The 14,692-nt window shown below is 40.1% G+C and carries 17 protein-coding genes; 8 read left to right on the forward strand and 9 right to left on the reverse strand.

Annotated elements, in window-relative coordinates; genetic code table 11:
• Positions 1-285 precede the first annotated feature (285 nt).
• Both ptsP and GO593_RS08555 read right to left on the reverse strand, forming a co-directional pair.
• A complete protein-coding gene (ptsP, locus tag GO593_RS08550; protein ID WP_000069130.1) occupies positions 286-2,580 on the reverse strand; it encodes a phosphoenolpyruvate--protein phosphotransferase in 2,295 nt (764 codons plus the stop codon).
• A gap of 85 nt (positions 2,581-2,665) precedes the next feature.
• On the reverse strand, positions 2,666-3,151 hold the full coding sequence (locus GO593_RS08555; RefSeq protein ID WP_000567254.1) for an RNA pyrophosphohydrolase: 486 nt from the start codon (positions 3,149-3,151) through the stop codon (positions 2,666-2,668).
• 182 nt (positions 3,152-3,333) lie between these two features.
• On the opposite strand from GO593_RS08555, the gene GO593_RS08560 reads away from it, so the two are divergent.
• Positions 3,334-3,984: an HAD family hydrolase gene (locus GO593_RS08560; RefSeq protein WP_000761586.1), complete on the forward strand. Its 651-nt coding sequence runs from the start codon at positions 3,334-3,336 to the stop codon at positions 3,982-3,984.
• Between the two features lie 54 nt (positions 3,985-4,038).
• On the opposite strand, the gene GO593_RS08565 is transcribed toward GO593_RS08560, so the two are convergent.
• Positions 4,039-4,635, reverse strand: a complete 597-nt coding sequence (locus GO593_RS08565; RefSeq protein WP_000114045.1) for a hypothetical protein — start codon at positions 4,633-4,635, stop codon at positions 4,039-4,041.
• 95 nt (positions 4,636-4,730) lie between these two features.
• Between GO593_RS08565 and GO593_RS08570 the strand changes: the two genes are divergently transcribed.
• Positions 4,731-4,967, forward strand: coding sequence for a hypothetical protein (locus GO593_RS08570; RefSeq protein ID WP_000164722.1), 237 nt, complete (start codon positions 4,731-4,733; stop codon positions 4,965-4,967).
• Positions 4,968-4,972: 5 nt separating this feature from the next.
• Here the strand turns inward: GO593_RS08570 and GO593_RS08575 are convergent, their stop codons facing one another.
• Together GO593_RS08575 and GO593_RS08580 are read right to left on the reverse strand one after the other, a co-directional pair.
• Complete coding sequence (locus GO593_RS08575) at positions 4,973-5,833, reverse strand: LysR family transcriptional regulator (RefSeq protein WP_001046500.1); 861 nt, start codon at positions 5,831-5,833, stop codon at positions 4,973-4,975.
• A gap of 117 nt (positions 5,834-5,950) precedes the next feature.
• Positions 5,951-6,205 carry a DUF2061 domain-containing protein gene (locus GO593_RS08580; protein WP_000244900.1) on the reverse strand — a complete coding sequence of 85 codons (255 nt, stop codon included), beginning with the start codon at positions 6,203-6,205 and terminating at the stop codon, positions 5,951-5,953.
• Between the two features lie 237 nt (positions 6,206-6,442).
• On the opposite strand from GO593_RS08580, the gene leuC reads away from it, so the two are divergent.
• From leuC to leuB, 4 genes are all read left to right on the forward strand, one after another.
• A complete protein-coding gene (gene leuC / locus GO593_RS08585; RefSeq protein ID WP_000907601.1) occupies positions 6,443-7,861 on the forward strand; it encodes a 3-isopropylmalate dehydratase large subunit in 1,419 nt (472 codons plus the stop codon).
• Positions 7,862-7,879: 18 nt separating this feature from the next.
• Positions 7,880-8,527: a 3-isopropylmalate dehydratase small subunit gene (gene leuD, locus GO593_RS08590; RefSeq protein ID WP_000649450.1), complete on the forward strand. Its 648-nt coding sequence runs from the start codon at positions 7,880-7,882 to the stop codon at positions 8,525-8,527.
• A gap of 112 nt (positions 8,528-8,639) precedes the next feature.
• Positions 8,640-9,230 carry a hypothetical protein gene (locus GO593_RS08595; RefSeq protein ID WP_001984507.1) on the forward strand — a complete coding sequence of 197 codons (591 nt, stop codon included), beginning with the start codon at positions 8,640-8,642 and terminating at the stop codon, positions 9,228-9,230.
• 31 nt (positions 9,231-9,261) lie between these two features.
• Positions 9,262-10,341: a 3-isopropylmalate dehydrogenase gene (gene leuB / locus GO593_RS08600; protein ID WP_000043186.1), complete on the forward strand. Its 1,080-nt coding sequence runs from the start codon at positions 9,262-9,264 to the stop codon at positions 10,339-10,341.
• A gap of 53 nt (positions 10,342-10,394) precedes the next feature.
• On the opposite strand, the gene GO593_RS08605 is transcribed toward leuB, so the two are convergent.
• Positions 10,395-10,802 (reverse strand): hypothetical protein, encoded by a 408-nt coding sequence (locus GO593_RS08605; RefSeq protein ID WP_001098159.1) that lies wholly within the window; start codon positions 10,800-10,802, stop codon positions 10,395-10,397.
• Positions 10,803-10,970: 168 nt separating this feature from the next.
• Between GO593_RS08605 and GO593_RS08610 the strand changes: the two genes are divergently transcribed.
• Positions 10,971-11,339: a lysozyme inhibitor LprI family protein gene (locus GO593_RS08610; RefSeq protein ID WP_000724603.1), complete on the forward strand. Its 369-nt coding sequence runs from the start codon at positions 10,971-10,973 to the stop codon at positions 11,337-11,339.
• 51 nt (positions 11,340-11,390) lie between these two features.
• Here GO593_RS08610 and infA read toward each other — a convergent pair whose 3' ends face one another.
• Positions 11,391-11,612: a translation initiation factor IF-1 gene (infA, locus tag GO593_RS08615; protein ID WP_001284370.1), complete on the reverse strand. Its 222-nt coding sequence runs from the start codon at positions 11,610-11,612 to the stop codon at positions 11,391-11,393.
• 263 nt (positions 11,613-11,875) lie between these two features.
• Here infA and GO593_RS08620 point away from each other — a divergent pair, with 263 nt between their 5' ends.
• Entirely contained in the window at positions 11,876-12,886 is a 1,011-nt protein-coding gene (locus GO593_RS08620; protein WP_002009591.1) for an AraC family transcriptional regulator, read from the forward strand.
• Positions 12,887-12,905: 19 nt separating this feature from the next.
• On the opposite strand, the gene truA is transcribed toward GO593_RS08620, so the two are convergent.
• On the reverse strand, positions 12,906-13,703 hold the full coding sequence (gene truA, locus GO593_RS08625; RefSeq protein WP_001190102.1) for a tRNA pseudouridine(38-40) synthase TruA: 798 nt from the start codon (positions 13,701-13,703) through the stop codon (positions 12,906-12,908).
• A 14-nt stretch (positions 13,704-13,717) separates the two neighbouring features.
• Positions 13,718-14,689, reverse strand: a complete 972-nt coding sequence (locus GO593_RS08630; protein WP_000717069.1) for an asparaginase — start codon at positions 14,687-14,689, stop codon at positions 13,718-13,720.
• Positions 14,690-14,692: the final 3 nt, after the last annotated feature.

The raw sequence follows: 14,692 nt of genomic DNA on the forward strand, positions 1-14,692 counted from the left end.
AAAAAACAAGAGGGAAAATGGTTCAAATTTTGCAAATAATGACGCATAGCATGAGCTCCTTAATCATTGAAACATCGCAATATCTTTCAATTTCGTTCTTTAAATATACTAGAATCTGATTGTTTATTTTTCAAATGGATTAAATTGTCCATATTAATTGGTAAAACCGATTTTTGGGGGATTAAAGATCAGGAGTGCGCTAAGTGGAAGCTTAAAAATGAAGAGAAAATTTAAAAATAGATGAATTGAAAAAGGAGAGCTTTTTGACTCTCCTTTTTTAAATATTTATACGCTTACAAGGCGGTTAGATTTAACCATATCGGCTAGACCGTGAGTTTTAAAGTAGTACTCAAGCCAGCTTTTTACAATAAGCGGATTATTCATTTTCATGACATCATCAAGCAGCTTTTGGGCATCTGACATTGGGACATGGCAAATTGCTTTTCGGACACGCAGGATGTTACTTGAACTCATCGAAAGGGTATTAAAGCCCATGGCCATCAGTAAGATTGCCGATAACGGATCACCCGCCATCTCACCACAAATACTTACCGGTTTTTGGTATTTATGACATTCCTTCACGAGTCGAGTTAAAGCCCGCAAAATAGACGGATGGAAGTGTGAATAGACGTTTGCGACATGCGGATTATTACGGTCCACAGCAAGTAAGTATTGAGTTAAGTCATTTGAACCAACCGAGAAGAAATCGACAAGTTCTGCGAACTCATCAATTTGTAGCAGTACACTCGGTACCTCAACCATAATCCCGATTTTTGGTTTAGTAATTTTAACTTGTTCTTCTTCTTGTACTGCAATCCAGTCACGCTCAAGTAAATAAAGTACTTCTTCGACTTCACTTACTGTCGTTACCATTGGCAATAGGATATGCAAATTATTTAAACCAATACTGGCTTTAAGCATTGCCCGGATTTGTGCTGAGAAAATCTCCGGATGGTCGAGCGTGAAACGAATACCGCGCCACCCTAATGCCGAGTTCTCTTCTTCAATACTGAAGTAAGGTAAGTCTTTATCGGCACCAATATCTAGGGTACGCATGACTACCGGCTTATTGGCAAAGTGACTCAACTGTTGGCGATAGATGGCACGTTGTTCTTCTTCACCCGGGAAACGTTCCCGTAACATGAATGGAATTTCACTACGGTACAAACCCACACCTTGAGCGCCACGTTGTACACCGCGGACTACATCGATCATGAGGCCCGTGTTCACAAACAGTTGAACAGAGACACCATCTGGTGTAATCGCTTCTTTGGTCTCATATTGTTTGAGATCTTTTGCGATTTGCTCGTCTTCTTTTTGAATTTCTTTATAACGTTGACGTAAACGACGTGGAGGGTTTACAAAAACACGGCCCTGATAGGCATCCACAATCATTTCTGCATCATCAAGCGTATTTACAGGCAGTTCGGTTACGCCGACCACCTTTGGAATCCCTAATGCACGGGCAACAATCACCATATGCGAATTGGCTGCGCCTTCTGACGTCACAATCGCTGCGATATTATCTACTGGTAATTCTACTAGCGCAGCGGTACTAATTTCTTCACCAATTAAAATACTGTCTGGGCTAAGTTCACGATGGCTTGAATCTTCTTCTTGTAAGCACGCTAGAATACGTCGCCCTAAGTCTTTAAGGTCAGAAACGCGTTCACGAAGATAATCGTCCTCCATTTGTGCAAATAGGGCAGTGTGTTTTTCAATTACACGGCGCACTGCACCTTGTGCCCAATGCCCATCACGGATCAGTTCTTTAATTTCTGCAGGTAAGGCATTTTCATCTAGCATTCTTAAGAATACGCTAAACAAAGCACGTTCTTCTGCCATGAGCGAGTCATGCATTTTTTCATCTAAAGAACGAATCTCTGAACGTACCGATGAAATAGCTTGATCTAAAATGCGGAGTTCATCGCTGATATCTTCTGCTTCGCGGTCAGGTACTGAACCTAAGTCGGCAGGCGGATATAAAATAATAGCGCGACCTAAAGCCACCCTACCTGCACCGGAAACGCCTTGAAAGGTCTTATAGGCAGGCCCATTGCTTGGCTTACGAAATACATCAATATTTCCAACCGCATGCGCATGTGCAATAACACCTGAGAGCTGTGCACATAAGGTGACTAAAAATGATTCGGCAGCTTCACTAAAATCTTGAGGAAGTCGATTTTGGACAACTAAAACACCCATAACCTTACGGCGATACATGACGGGTACGCCAAGGAATGAGTTATAAATTTCTTCGCCCGTTTCAGGTAAATACAAAAAGCGTTCGTGCTTTGGCGCATTGTCAAGGTTAACAATTTCTTCACGTTGCCCAACCAGACCCACCAAGCCTTCACCTAACTGCAATGAAACATGCCCAACAGATTCTGGATTTAAGCCTTTTGAGGCCATCAATACATAACGTTGATTGCGTTCATCGAGTAAATAAATAGAGCAAACATCCACTTTCATGGCCTCAGCAACCTGATTGACCATAATGTCTAACGATTCATGCAAACTCACGGACGCATTAATCTCTTGGACAATGCGTCTTAGAGTGTCGAGTTGCATGTTTGACATGGATGTATACTCCAGTATTTTTTTAGACTATGAATGTATTTATAACAGCACTTTTAATAAAAATCATTTGCTAGATAAATGATTTTTAGGGTAATTGTTGCACTGGCAACTGTGTACACAACTCCACCATGGCTTTACGGTAAACATCACGTTTGAAGTTCACCACTTGACCAAGAGGATACCAATAGCTAACCCACTGCCATTCATCGAATTCAGGCGGGTCGGCGAGGTTTAACTGAATGTTTTTTGCAGGCGCAGTTAACTTCAGTAAAAACCATTTCTGTTTCTGTCCGATACATACGGGGTCAGAGTCTGACCGAATATACCGATGTGGCAAACGATAACGCAGCCATCCTTTGGTTTGCGCAATAATCTGGACATGCTCGGGCAATAAGCCGATTTCTTCTCTCAGTTCTCGAAAAAGTGCCTGTTCAGGGGTTTCTCCAAACTGGATGCCTCCTTGTGGAAATTGCCAAGCATTGTGACCAATGCGCTTTGCCCATAAAACCTGTCCATCATCGTTTGCCAAAATGATCCCGACATTGGGTCGGAAACCTTCTGAGTCGATCATTTGGCTACCTAAATATTGTCTATATCGTTGACTTCGATCACGGGGACAAACACTTTTTTATGTCCAGCTCGAAAAGATCAAAGTAAAATGTTTAAATTGTTACGATCTTAACGAATTTCTATCGACTAGCGGAGATAGATTTACATTTTTTTTCTTAAATTTCAGTTTAAACGAGAATTTTCATGAAACTGGCGTTGTTTGATTTAGACCATACCTTGTTAAATACCGATTCAGACCACTCGTGGGGTGAATTTTTAGTCAATGAAGGTTTGGTTGATCCGGTTCATCATCGTCAGATGAATGATAAATTTTATGAAGACTACAAAGCAGGGCAACTAGATCCATATGCTTATAATGAGTTTGTTTTCGGCTTTTTAACAAAGCATGACAATAACTACTTAACTGAGCTTCATCAGTTGTTTATGGAAAAAGTGATCCGCCCTCAAATGCGACCAAAAGGTTTTGATGCAATCAAAAAACATCAAGATTTAGGCCATACCATTGTAGGTATTACAGCAACAAGTGATTTTATTACTGCGCCGATTTTCCGTGAATTTGGAATTACTGAAATCTTAGCAACTAACGCCGAGGTTGCTGATGGTAAATATACAGGTAAAGTGGCGGGTTTAGCGTGTTATCAAAAGGGCAAACTTGCACGTCTTGAGGCATGGCTGGACGGTCGTAGCGTTTCTGAGTCTTGGGCTTATTCAGATTCAATTAATGACCGTTTTTTACTTGAATATGCAACGCATGCGATTGCAGTCAACCCTGATGATCGCCTTGAAAAGTTAGCTCAAGAGCACAACTGGGAAATTCAGGACTGGTCGATTTAATTTAAAGCAAGAGCTTCCTAGAAAAATGTAATATTCCGGAAGCTCTCTAATAAATTATTTAACTTTCTCTGTGGTAAGCCAAATATTTGAATCAGGATTTTGTTGATGCCAAAGCTTGAATTGAGCTCGCCATTGTTGAAAAGGAACCGATAAAGTAGGTCGTGGGTCATCACTTAAGCTATAAGCCATGCCTTCTACCAGCCATTTAGGTTTAGTTAGCATTGCTATATTTCCCCATTCTTCTACTTGTCGATGATGAATAAGCTCATGAGTGATATAGAAATCTTTCCAGCCTCGCGGTGCAACCAATAACCCCAAATTACCAACCGCTTTAGCGGCTGCTTTTTCCATACCAAAGGTATTTGCACATTGTGGAGTTGAGCAAAAAACCATAGTGGGTTGTTGATGAAAAGCACCTACTTTATTTTGGGTCTCTTTTAATGCCTGATTATAAAGTGTCTTTGCAAGAGGCTGTGTCTTTGGATCATCTACACAGACTTGACCATCACAATGTAACAATGAAAGGTGATGGGCGAAAATAACACGTATCGGTTTAAACCAAATAAATGTAACTAGAACTAAGATAGCTAAAGTTATAAATATATATAAACCGATTTTAATTATCTTTGAATATTGATTCTTCACGCTCATGAATCTTAAGTGAAAAGTATAATGATAGTAGAGTAAAGGGTATATATTTATAGTATTATTTCTAATCAATATATAAATTTATTAATTAAAATAGCATGACTAAAAATAAGCGCACTAAAAGTAAAGGTAGCAATGGTTTCTTTCAAGAATTTATAGATCAGCTCATTACCGCTATTTTTGGTGAGTTACTTATTTATATCATTGCTTTACTGTTTATGAGTGCACTTGGCGGAATTATTTTCGCTGCTATATGTTTCAGTTGGGGCGTTCTATTTTTACTACTACCTTTCGCGGCTTTGATTTATATCCTTGTTAAAAAATATAGCCATTAATACCGTTATTCTTGCATCATTTTAATCAACTCTTGCATGGCTCTAGATTGAGTACGTGCAGGATGCCATACCATACCTAGCTGACGGTTCATCTCGACATTTAAATCAAGCTGCTGCATATCTTGATTCAGCAGAGTTTTTGGTAAAACTGACCAACCTAAACCAATAGAAACCAACATACGAATTGACTCTAGTGGGTTATTGCTCATGGTAATTTTCGGTTTAAGGCCTTGTTTTTCAAACTCAGCTAAAGTGATTTGAGCTGTATAAGTCTGTGCGGCAGGTAGCAAACTTGGATATTCAATTAAATCTTGTAAGGTTAAATTCTTTTTTTGAGCCAATGGATGAAATGGAGCAGCTACAAAAACTAAAGGATCATTCCAGATCGTAATATAGTTAAGACGCTCATCACCTGAGGGCGGGAGTGTTAAAAATGCTAACTCTAAATCGCCAGCAAGTACCTGTTCGTGTGCTTGTTCGGAATCAACAAAATGTACGTCTAGCGTGACTTGAGGAAACTGCTGAACAAAGTGTTTAAGCGGAGCAGGCAAGTGATGCAAACCGATGTGATGACTCGTCCCGATTTTTAAACGACCTTGTATTTGGGTTTGTTCATGACTTAGCGTGTGGTGAATATCACGAAGTTCATTTAACCAGCTTTTAACTTTTGGTAATAATGAATGCGCAGCATGAGTTGCTTGAACCCCACGGCCTGCCGATTCAAATAACTTTACGCCAAAGTACTCTTCTAGGCTATGAATACGTTTGGTGACAGCAGGTTGGGTAATAAATAGTTGATCCGCAGCCACAGAGATCGAACCTGTTTCCATAACTTTTACAAAAGCTTCAAAGGCTGCAAGATTCATAATACAACTCTACTTGGAATAGAAAAATCGAGAGAGGCTAAAGTTGCCAAGCCAAAATCGTATCATGCTTGCAGCTTAACGTTCTATAAAGTTGTGATTTAGCGTATTAATCTTAATCTAAGCAGTCGTCTCGTTTTCGCTTAAAGCTGATATACGGCGGTCTTTTGCTGCCCATACTTTTTCATGAAAGAAAAATGCAAAAGCTTGTACTGTTGGTTCTAACATACTTAATGTTAAAGCCATCCAAATATTACCCGTTACAAAGTAGGCAACTAACATGGCTACCGTAATATGCATTATGTAGTAACTTAAGGTTTTCTTTAATGTACGTTGATTATTAACAACGAATTTTTGAATATTAGCCATAACCATTCTCTCTACCTGTATTTGATATTTTTAGTATAGAGATGAGAGTATAAGATTAAAAATGGATTATGCAAATGATAATCATTAACAAATCCGATTTATATATTTTGACCGATATTAAAACATTCAGGAATGATTCCTAAAAGTTTTCTAATTTATAAAAATGATAAATTAGATTTATGTAAAACTCTGGCTATAATCGAAGAAAGATTAGAATTACCCAGTCCAATGGAGCAAGACGACATGGCAGGCAAAACTTTATATGACAAATTGTGGGATGACCACGTAGTTACTCAGCGTGATGATGGTTCGTGCTTACTTTATATCGACCGTCATTTATTGCATGAAGTAACAAGTCCACAAGCATTTGAAGGTTTGCAACTTGCTGGTCGTCAACCATGGCGTTTAAGTGCAAACGTAGCTACCCCAGACCACAACGTTCCAACCTCTAAAAAAGAACGTGATCAGGGCATCGCTGGTATTGAAGATGATACATCTCGTATTCAGGTTCAGACCTTAGATGATAACTGTAAGGCATTTAATATCGTTGAATTCGGTATTAATGATATTCGCCAAGGTATTGTGCATGTTGTTGGTCCTGAACAAGGCTTAACTTTACCGGGTATGACTGTGGTGTGTGGTGACTCACATACAGCGACTCACGGTGCTTTCGGTTGCTTGGCACATGGTATTGGGACATCTGAGGTTGAACATGTATTAGCAACACAATGTTTGGTTCAGAAAAAATCTAAAAACATGTTAGTTCGCGTCGATGGCGTATTGGGTAAAGGTGTAACACCAAAAGATGTAGTGTTAGCCATTATCGGTAAAATTGGTACCGCTGGCGGTACGGGCTATGCAATCGAATTTGGTGGTCAGGTATTCCGTGATATGTCGATTGAAGGACGTATGACAGTATGTAACATGGCGATCGAAGCTGGTGCTCGTGTGGGTATGGTTGCTGTTGATGATAAAACCATTGAATACGTAAAAGGTCGTAGCTATGCACCAAAAGGTGAGCAATGGGATCAAGCAGTTGCTTACTGGAACACATTGCATTCAGACGATGATGCTGTGTTTGATGCAGTTGTTGAATTAAATGGTGCGGAGATTGAACCACAAGTGTCTTGGGGTACTTCACCTGAGATGGTTATTCCTGTCTCGAAAGCTGTACCAACTTTAGAACAAGCGAAAGATGACGTACAACGCAATGACTGGACACGTGCTTATCAGTATATGGGCTTAAATGCAGGTCAGGCATTAGCTGATATTCAGCTTGATCGTGTCTTTATCGGTTCTTGTACGAATTCACGTATTGAAGATATTCGTGCTGCTGCTGAAGTAGTTAAAGGCCGTAAAGTGGCACCTAGCATTAAGCAAGCCATGATTGTTCCAGGTTCTGGTTTAGTTAAACAACAGGCTGAAAAAGAAGGTTTGGATAAAATTTTCTTGGAAGCTGGCTTTGAATGGCGTGAGCCGGGTTGCTCAATGTGTTTAGCAATGAACGCAGACAAGTTACAACCGGGTGAGCATTGTGCATCAACCTCGAACCGTAACTTTGAAGGTCGTCAGGGTAATGGTGGCCGTACTCACTTGGTCAGTCCGGCAATGGCAGCAGCGGCTGCGATTGCAGGTCATTTTGTTGACGTTCGTTCATTTTAATTCGGTCTGGAGCAAACCATGAAAGCTTACACAGTTGAACAAGGTATCGTTGCACCATTAGATCGTGCCAATGTTGATACAGATTTAATTATTCCAAAACAGTTTTTAAAATCGATTAAACGTACTGGGTTTGGCGACAACTTATTTGATGAACTTCGTTATTTAGACGAAGGCTATCCGGGACAAGACAATTCAGTACGTCCAAAAAATCCGGATTTCGTTTTAAATCAGCCACGTTATCAAGGGGCAACCGTTTTAATTGCTCGTACTAACTTTGGTTGTGGTTCAAGCCGTGAGCATGCACCTTGGGCATTAAATGAATATGGTTTCCGTACCGTTATTGCGCCAAGCTTTGCTGATATTTTCTTTAATAACTGTTTTAAAAACGGTATGTTGCCAGTCATTTTGCCTGAAGACATTGTTGATCAGTTATTTAAGGAATGTGCTGCGCAAGAAGGGTATCAATTAACAATTGATTTGGCTGCGCAAGAAGTTCGTACACCAACTGGAGAAGCATTTAAATTCGAAGTGGATCCATTTCGTAAGCATTGCTTGTTAAATGGTTTGGATGATATTGGCTTGACACTTCAAAATGCGGACGCAATTCGCGCTTATGAAGAAAAAACCAAACAGGTTCGTCCTTGGGTATTCCAAGAGATAAATTAACCTTTCGGTACATTTTAAACATAGTCATGGCGTCGTGTTCAAACTCTTGCTAACATGCTAAAGCATAACAACAGCTTAAAATTATGCACTAGATGAGGATTGGGCTTGAACAATGAAGAGGAACGTTACTCATAGCTTTTTGTTGAGCCTGTGCGCGATAACACTAAGTGCTTGTCAGAGCACTTACAATGTAGTGGATACTGTTCGTATTAAGCAGGCTGAACAAGAAAATTTGGGGCAGAATGCAGCAATATATTGTTCGGGCGCAAAAAGTTGCGAATTTGAACGGCTAAATGATATTACTGTTGTTGATGCACAGACACGTCGTATTAGTAATCAGGCAATTCATCAAGGAATTGTGAGATTAAATGGTTCGGTGTTAAGTCAAAGCAATAGTTTGTATCTATCTGTGCCTGCCAAACAATATGAAGTGGTGATTCGTTACTATCCGATTTCTCCAGATCGGGCTGAAACGATTCATGTTATTCACCAATTCAAAGCTAACCATCGCTATATGTTTAAAATGTACCGAGACAAATCTAACCGTTCGGGTAGTTTGCTGAATGTTTCTGTACCAGATCCATTATGTGTTGACTTAGAGCAGGATGGGCGGGTAATTCGCCGTTTTTGTCGACCATTTGATGTCACCACAGGACTAGGTGAATTTCTCGAACAGAAAAAACTAACACCACGGCAGTCGTAACGCTGTCTTGTCTTTGAAAATGGAAAACTTCATGTCTAAACAGATTTTAATTTTGGCTGGCGATGGGATTGGTCCTGAAATTGTTGGGGCAGCAGAAAAAGTATTAAATAAAGTAAATGAAAAATTTAATTTGTCGTTGACTTGGGAACATGGCTTGTTAGGTGGTGCAGCGATTGATGCTCATGGAGAACCGTACCCAGCAGTAACTAGCGAGCAAGCAAAGAAGGCTGATGCCATTTTATTAGGTGCTGTTGGCGGACCAAAGTGGGACACTATTGAACGTTCTATCCGTCCTGAACGCGGTCTTTTAAAAATTCGTAGTGAACTTAACTTATTTGCTAATTTGCGCCCAGCAATCTTATATCCACAATTAGCCGATGCTTCTAGCTTAAAACCTGAGATAGTTGCTGGTTTAGATATTTTGATCGTTCGTGAATTGACTGGTGGTATCTATTTTGGTCAACCACGTGGTATTCGTGAACTCGAAAATGGTGAAAAACAGGGCTATAACACTGACGTTTATTCTGAAAGCGAAATTAAGCGTATTGCAAAAGTTGCTTTTGAACTTGCAGGATTGCGTGGCGGTAAAGTGTGTTCTGTAGATAAGGCCAATGTTTTAGAAGTAACAGAGCTTTGGAAGCAAACGGTCACGGATTTACAGCAAGCCAACTATCCAAATATTCAGCTTTCACATATGTATGTGGACAATGCTGCCATGCAGCTTGTACGTGCGCCTAAACAGTTTGATGTAATCGTGACAGGTAACTTGTTTGGCGATATTTTGTCTGATGAAGCAGCAATGCTTACCGGCTCAATTGGTATGTTGCCATCGGCTTCTTTAGATGAAAATGGCAAAGGCATGTATGAACCTTGTCATGGTTCAGCGCCTGATATTGCAGGGCAAAACGTTGCAAACCCGTTGGCAACCATTCTTTCAGTTGCGATGATGCTTCGTTATACCTTCCGTGAAGAAGCTGCTGCTAAAGCAATTGAAGATGCAGTAGGGCAAGTACTTGATCAAGGTTTACGTACAGCCGATATTATGTCTGAAGGCATGACTAAAGTTGGTACAGCCGAGATGGGTGAAGCAGTTGTTGCTGCTCTTGCTTAATCGCTACTTTGCTAAAAAACGCAGCTTAAAGCTGCGTTTTTTTATGGTTGTGTTTAGCAAGCTTTACCTTCGTATTGAATAGATTCGGCAATGTCATTTTTGAGCTTAAAAATAACCTTGCAATTAAAGTTAATATCATAAGAGTTGCCGCTCAAATTACCTGATTGTATGGGAACAGAACCACCTCTCATATCGACATTACTCACCATCGGAATTGGGATGCTTAAGGGCCGTAAAATCGTATAAATAAGTTGATCAGAAGTTTTTTGTGGTGTGCGGGCGACTTGAAAGCCAAGACTCTGTAAGTTGAGATCTTGCTGAATCGTTGTAGATGATTTGCCTATAAAATTTTTTAAATATTCTTGCAAATCTACAGATTGGCGTGGATGACTAGCACAGCCGTTAATATTAAGCAGCATGAATGAAAGCAAACTCATTTGACATAAGGTAGATGTATTCATTTTTTCTCTATATAGAATTATATTTATCATTAAAGAACAATAGGTTGGATTTGCTAACTTGTAAAGTAAAAAAGCAGGATTATGATAAATAGAAGGTGAGTTTACCTTTAGACTTATTCTTATATTTACAGACTAATAATAATTGCCCAAAACTTAAGGAAGAAGAGTATGAAAAAAATAGTTTTTGCCTTTTTGTGTTTCGGAATAACCGCGGTCTATGCTGATAACTGTGATAGTGCTCGTAATACTTATGATGATATTTACTGTACCAATAAAATCTATGCGAGTGCTGATGCAGACCTGAATAAGAATTATCAGGCATTAAGAGCGAAATTAAATACAGTACAAAGAAATACACTTAAGAGGTCGCAGCTTGCTTGGATACGCCAACGTGATGCTGAATGTACAGATTCTAATAGAAATAGCGTAGACGTGCAGTGTCGTTTACAGACAACGCAAGAAAGAAACCATTGGCTGCAAGAAAGATTGCGTGAATGCCAAACGGTGGGATGTAAAACCAGTCGATTAAGTGAATAAAAAACGCAATAAAAAAGCCACATGATGAAGTGGCTTTTTTGCATTCACTAATTAGCGAGCACGGTACGTAATACGACCTTTGGTTAAGTCATATGGAGTCATTTCGACTTTCACACTGTCGCCAGTAAGAATACGAATATAGTGTTTACGCATTTTACCAGAAATGTGTGCAATAACTTCGTGACCGTTTTCAAGACGTACACGGAACATCGTATTAGGAAGCGTTTCGGTGACAACGCCTTCGAACTCAATGAGTTCCTCTTTATTGGCCATAGCCTACCTGATGATCAAATTGGAAAGGCGCAAATTATAGTCAATTTATTTAAAAAAAACAAGATAGACATCTTCTTGTGAAAGCATCTGGTTAAAGTATGACTAATAAAAAAGATGTAATTTTTTTCACAAAAGAACTCTAATTCTGTTGTCAGTTTGGTCAATCAACGCTAATCTAAAATCATAGTTATTAGGGACTGTTCATGCATAAAGAGTCAACAGCTCCTAAGTATCAATGAAGTATCTACATGGAAGGGCACTGCGTGGGTCAGCTAACAGATGCATCAGTTGTATTACGTTTTGGCTATCAAGCAATTCGTCGTGCAGGATTGCCAACAGAAGAAATATTAACTAAAGCGGGAGTCGCTTTAAATCAGGTCGATACAAACGCACGTACTCCGTTAAGTGCGCAGTATGCCTTTTGGACTGCTGCTCAGGAAGTCAGTAAAGATCCAGACATCGGTTTGCATTTAGGTGAGCATTTACCTTTGTACCGTGGTCAGGTGATTGAACATTTATTTATTAGTAGTGAAACTTTTGGTGAAGGGCTTAAACGAGCTTTGGCTTACCAGCGTCTCATTAGTGATGCATTTGATGCAAAACTGGTGGTTGAAGATGGACGCTGCTATTTGACCAATGGTGAGCAGGTAGGGGCAGACAACCTTGTTAATCGTCATTTTTCAGAATGTGCGATTTCAGGTGTGCTCAGATTCTTCAAATTTATTACCGAAGGCCAGTTTCATCCGATCTTCATTGATTTTAATTTCAGTGAAGGTGCTTCTGAAGATGAATACTTCCGTGTCTATGGCTGTCCGGTAAGCTTAGGGCAGAAAGAAACACGGCTATATTTTGACCCTGCCATTTTAGATTTTCAGCTTTGGCAGGCAGAGCCTGAATTACTTCAATTGCATGAACAATTGGCGATTGAAAAGTTACAAGAACTTGCCCGTTATGATTTAGTGGGTGAGGTTCGTCGTGCGATTGGTTCGACACTTGAAAGTGGAGAAACGACGCTAGAAACCGTAGCGGCACAATTAAATATTACGCCGCGTCGTTTACGGACGCAGTTAAGTGAAGCAAATACCAGCTTCCAGCAAATACTTTCTGACTACCGTTGTCGTTTAGCTAAAAAACTTTTAGCTAACACTAATGAGAGTGTTGAGCGTATTGTGTATTTAACAGGTTTTTCTGAACCGAGTACATTCTACCGCGCGTTTAAGCGCTGGACTAACGAAACACCGGTTGAGTACCGTAAGCGTAAGCAACATCGTTAGAACTAAAAATTGGTTAAGCCTACTCAGGTAGGTTTAACCAATGTGGCCCGAGCGGTGGTTGTGGTAAGTCAAACTGCTCGGGATAATAACATTGAATAAAATAGAGACCATCAGGTGGGGCGGTAATTCCTGCTGCCTTTCGATCTTCGGCTGCGAACATTGTATCAATATGGTCGATTTCATACATGCCTTGCCCAATTTCAAGTAAGCAACCCATAATGTTTCGAACCATATGATGTAAAAAGCCATCAGCTTGAATATCTAAAACCAAATAACGTCCATGTTCAAACAAACGGCAATGCTTTACATGTCGTACAGGTTGATTTGACTGGCAGGCTGCTGCACGGAAGGTTTCAAAGTTATGCGTACCTTCAAATTTGCTGGCAGCTTTAATCATTTTTTGCACGTCTAATTTTTGATAAATATGCGTGACTTGTTTATGTAAAAGTGCAGGGCGATGTGGAGCGTTATATACAACATAGCGGTAGCGACGAGCAGTGGCTTTAAAACGTGCATGGAACTCTTCATCCATCTGTTTAATCCACTGAATTGAAATATCCTTAGGAAGTTGGCTATTTGCTCCCATGATCCATCCACGCTCTGGACGAATTGCATTGGTGTCAAAATGGGCCACCATATTTGTTGCGTGTACTCCTGCATCTGTTCGACCTGCACCGTGAAGTGTGATCGGTTCATCCGCGATTTTGCTGAGTACACGCTCTATAGTTTCCTGAACGCTGGCAACGCCTGGCTGTTGTGTTTGCCAACCTCGATATTGAATACCACTAAATTCAATACCGACCGCATAACGTTGCATGGCTTCACCTCTATTTAATGCAGATTTTCATTCCAATGGTTCAACCATTGTTCGGGGGTTGGGTATTTTAAATAGATTTGAAGCGCTTTTGCATAGAGATCTGCATGGCTATGGGCATCATTAATGACAATTTTTGCAATTTTGGCCCAAGCACTAATTGCATAACGTTGGTCAATACCCCCAAAAGTGACTTGTGTCGCCAAAATTGGTACACATCCACGAGCATAGAGTTCATCTAATGTTGCCAAAAATTCATCGTTTACGGCGATATTACCTGTACCGAAACCTTGCAACACTAAAAAGTGTGGTGGGGCAGGCAGTAAATGACGTAATTGTTGTACTAAATGCTGTGTTGCAATCGGTTGCATCATCCAGTTTAAAATCTGAAAGGAAGCAGCTTTTTCAATTTGAGCATCTTGTACGATCAATTCATTTTGCTGAGGCGTAAACTCAACGTTACTACTTAACCCTGAAAATGCATCAAGTTCAGTGGTATGCGTTTTTAATGCAGTTTGTGCGTGAAATACTTGATGGTGGAAAGCGAGATAAGCACCAACCGGAAGTGCAATGACCTTCTCTAATGCAAGATATAAGTTTTCAATTGCATCAGTAAATTCACGGGTGTTATCACCTTGAATATTGAGTAACGGGTATTGGCTACCAGTAATCACAATATGACAGCTTTGCCCTAAAAAGCGAGCTAAAGTCGCAGCTGCATAACTGAGCGTATCTGTACCATGAATCACAACAAAATGCTGATAGCCTTCTAGTTGTAGTTGTTGTATGCGTTGAATTAGGCGTAACCAGTCAGGTGCTGTACATGCACTGCTATCGACAATATTGGGCGCAGCAAAGCAATCAACTGTTAAGTGTGGGGGAATCACTTTCTCAAGTTGAGGTAGGAATTGGTCATAAGGCATAGGAGCTAAAGGTTCACCAATGCAACCAAAAGTACCACCCATATAAAATAAAGCTATTTTTTTCATCTT

The organism is Acinetobacter baumannii, assembly GCF_009759685.1.
Classification (GTDB): domain Bacteria; phylum Pseudomonadota; class Gammaproteobacteria; order Pseudomonadales; family Moraxellaceae; genus Acinetobacter; species Acinetobacter baumannii.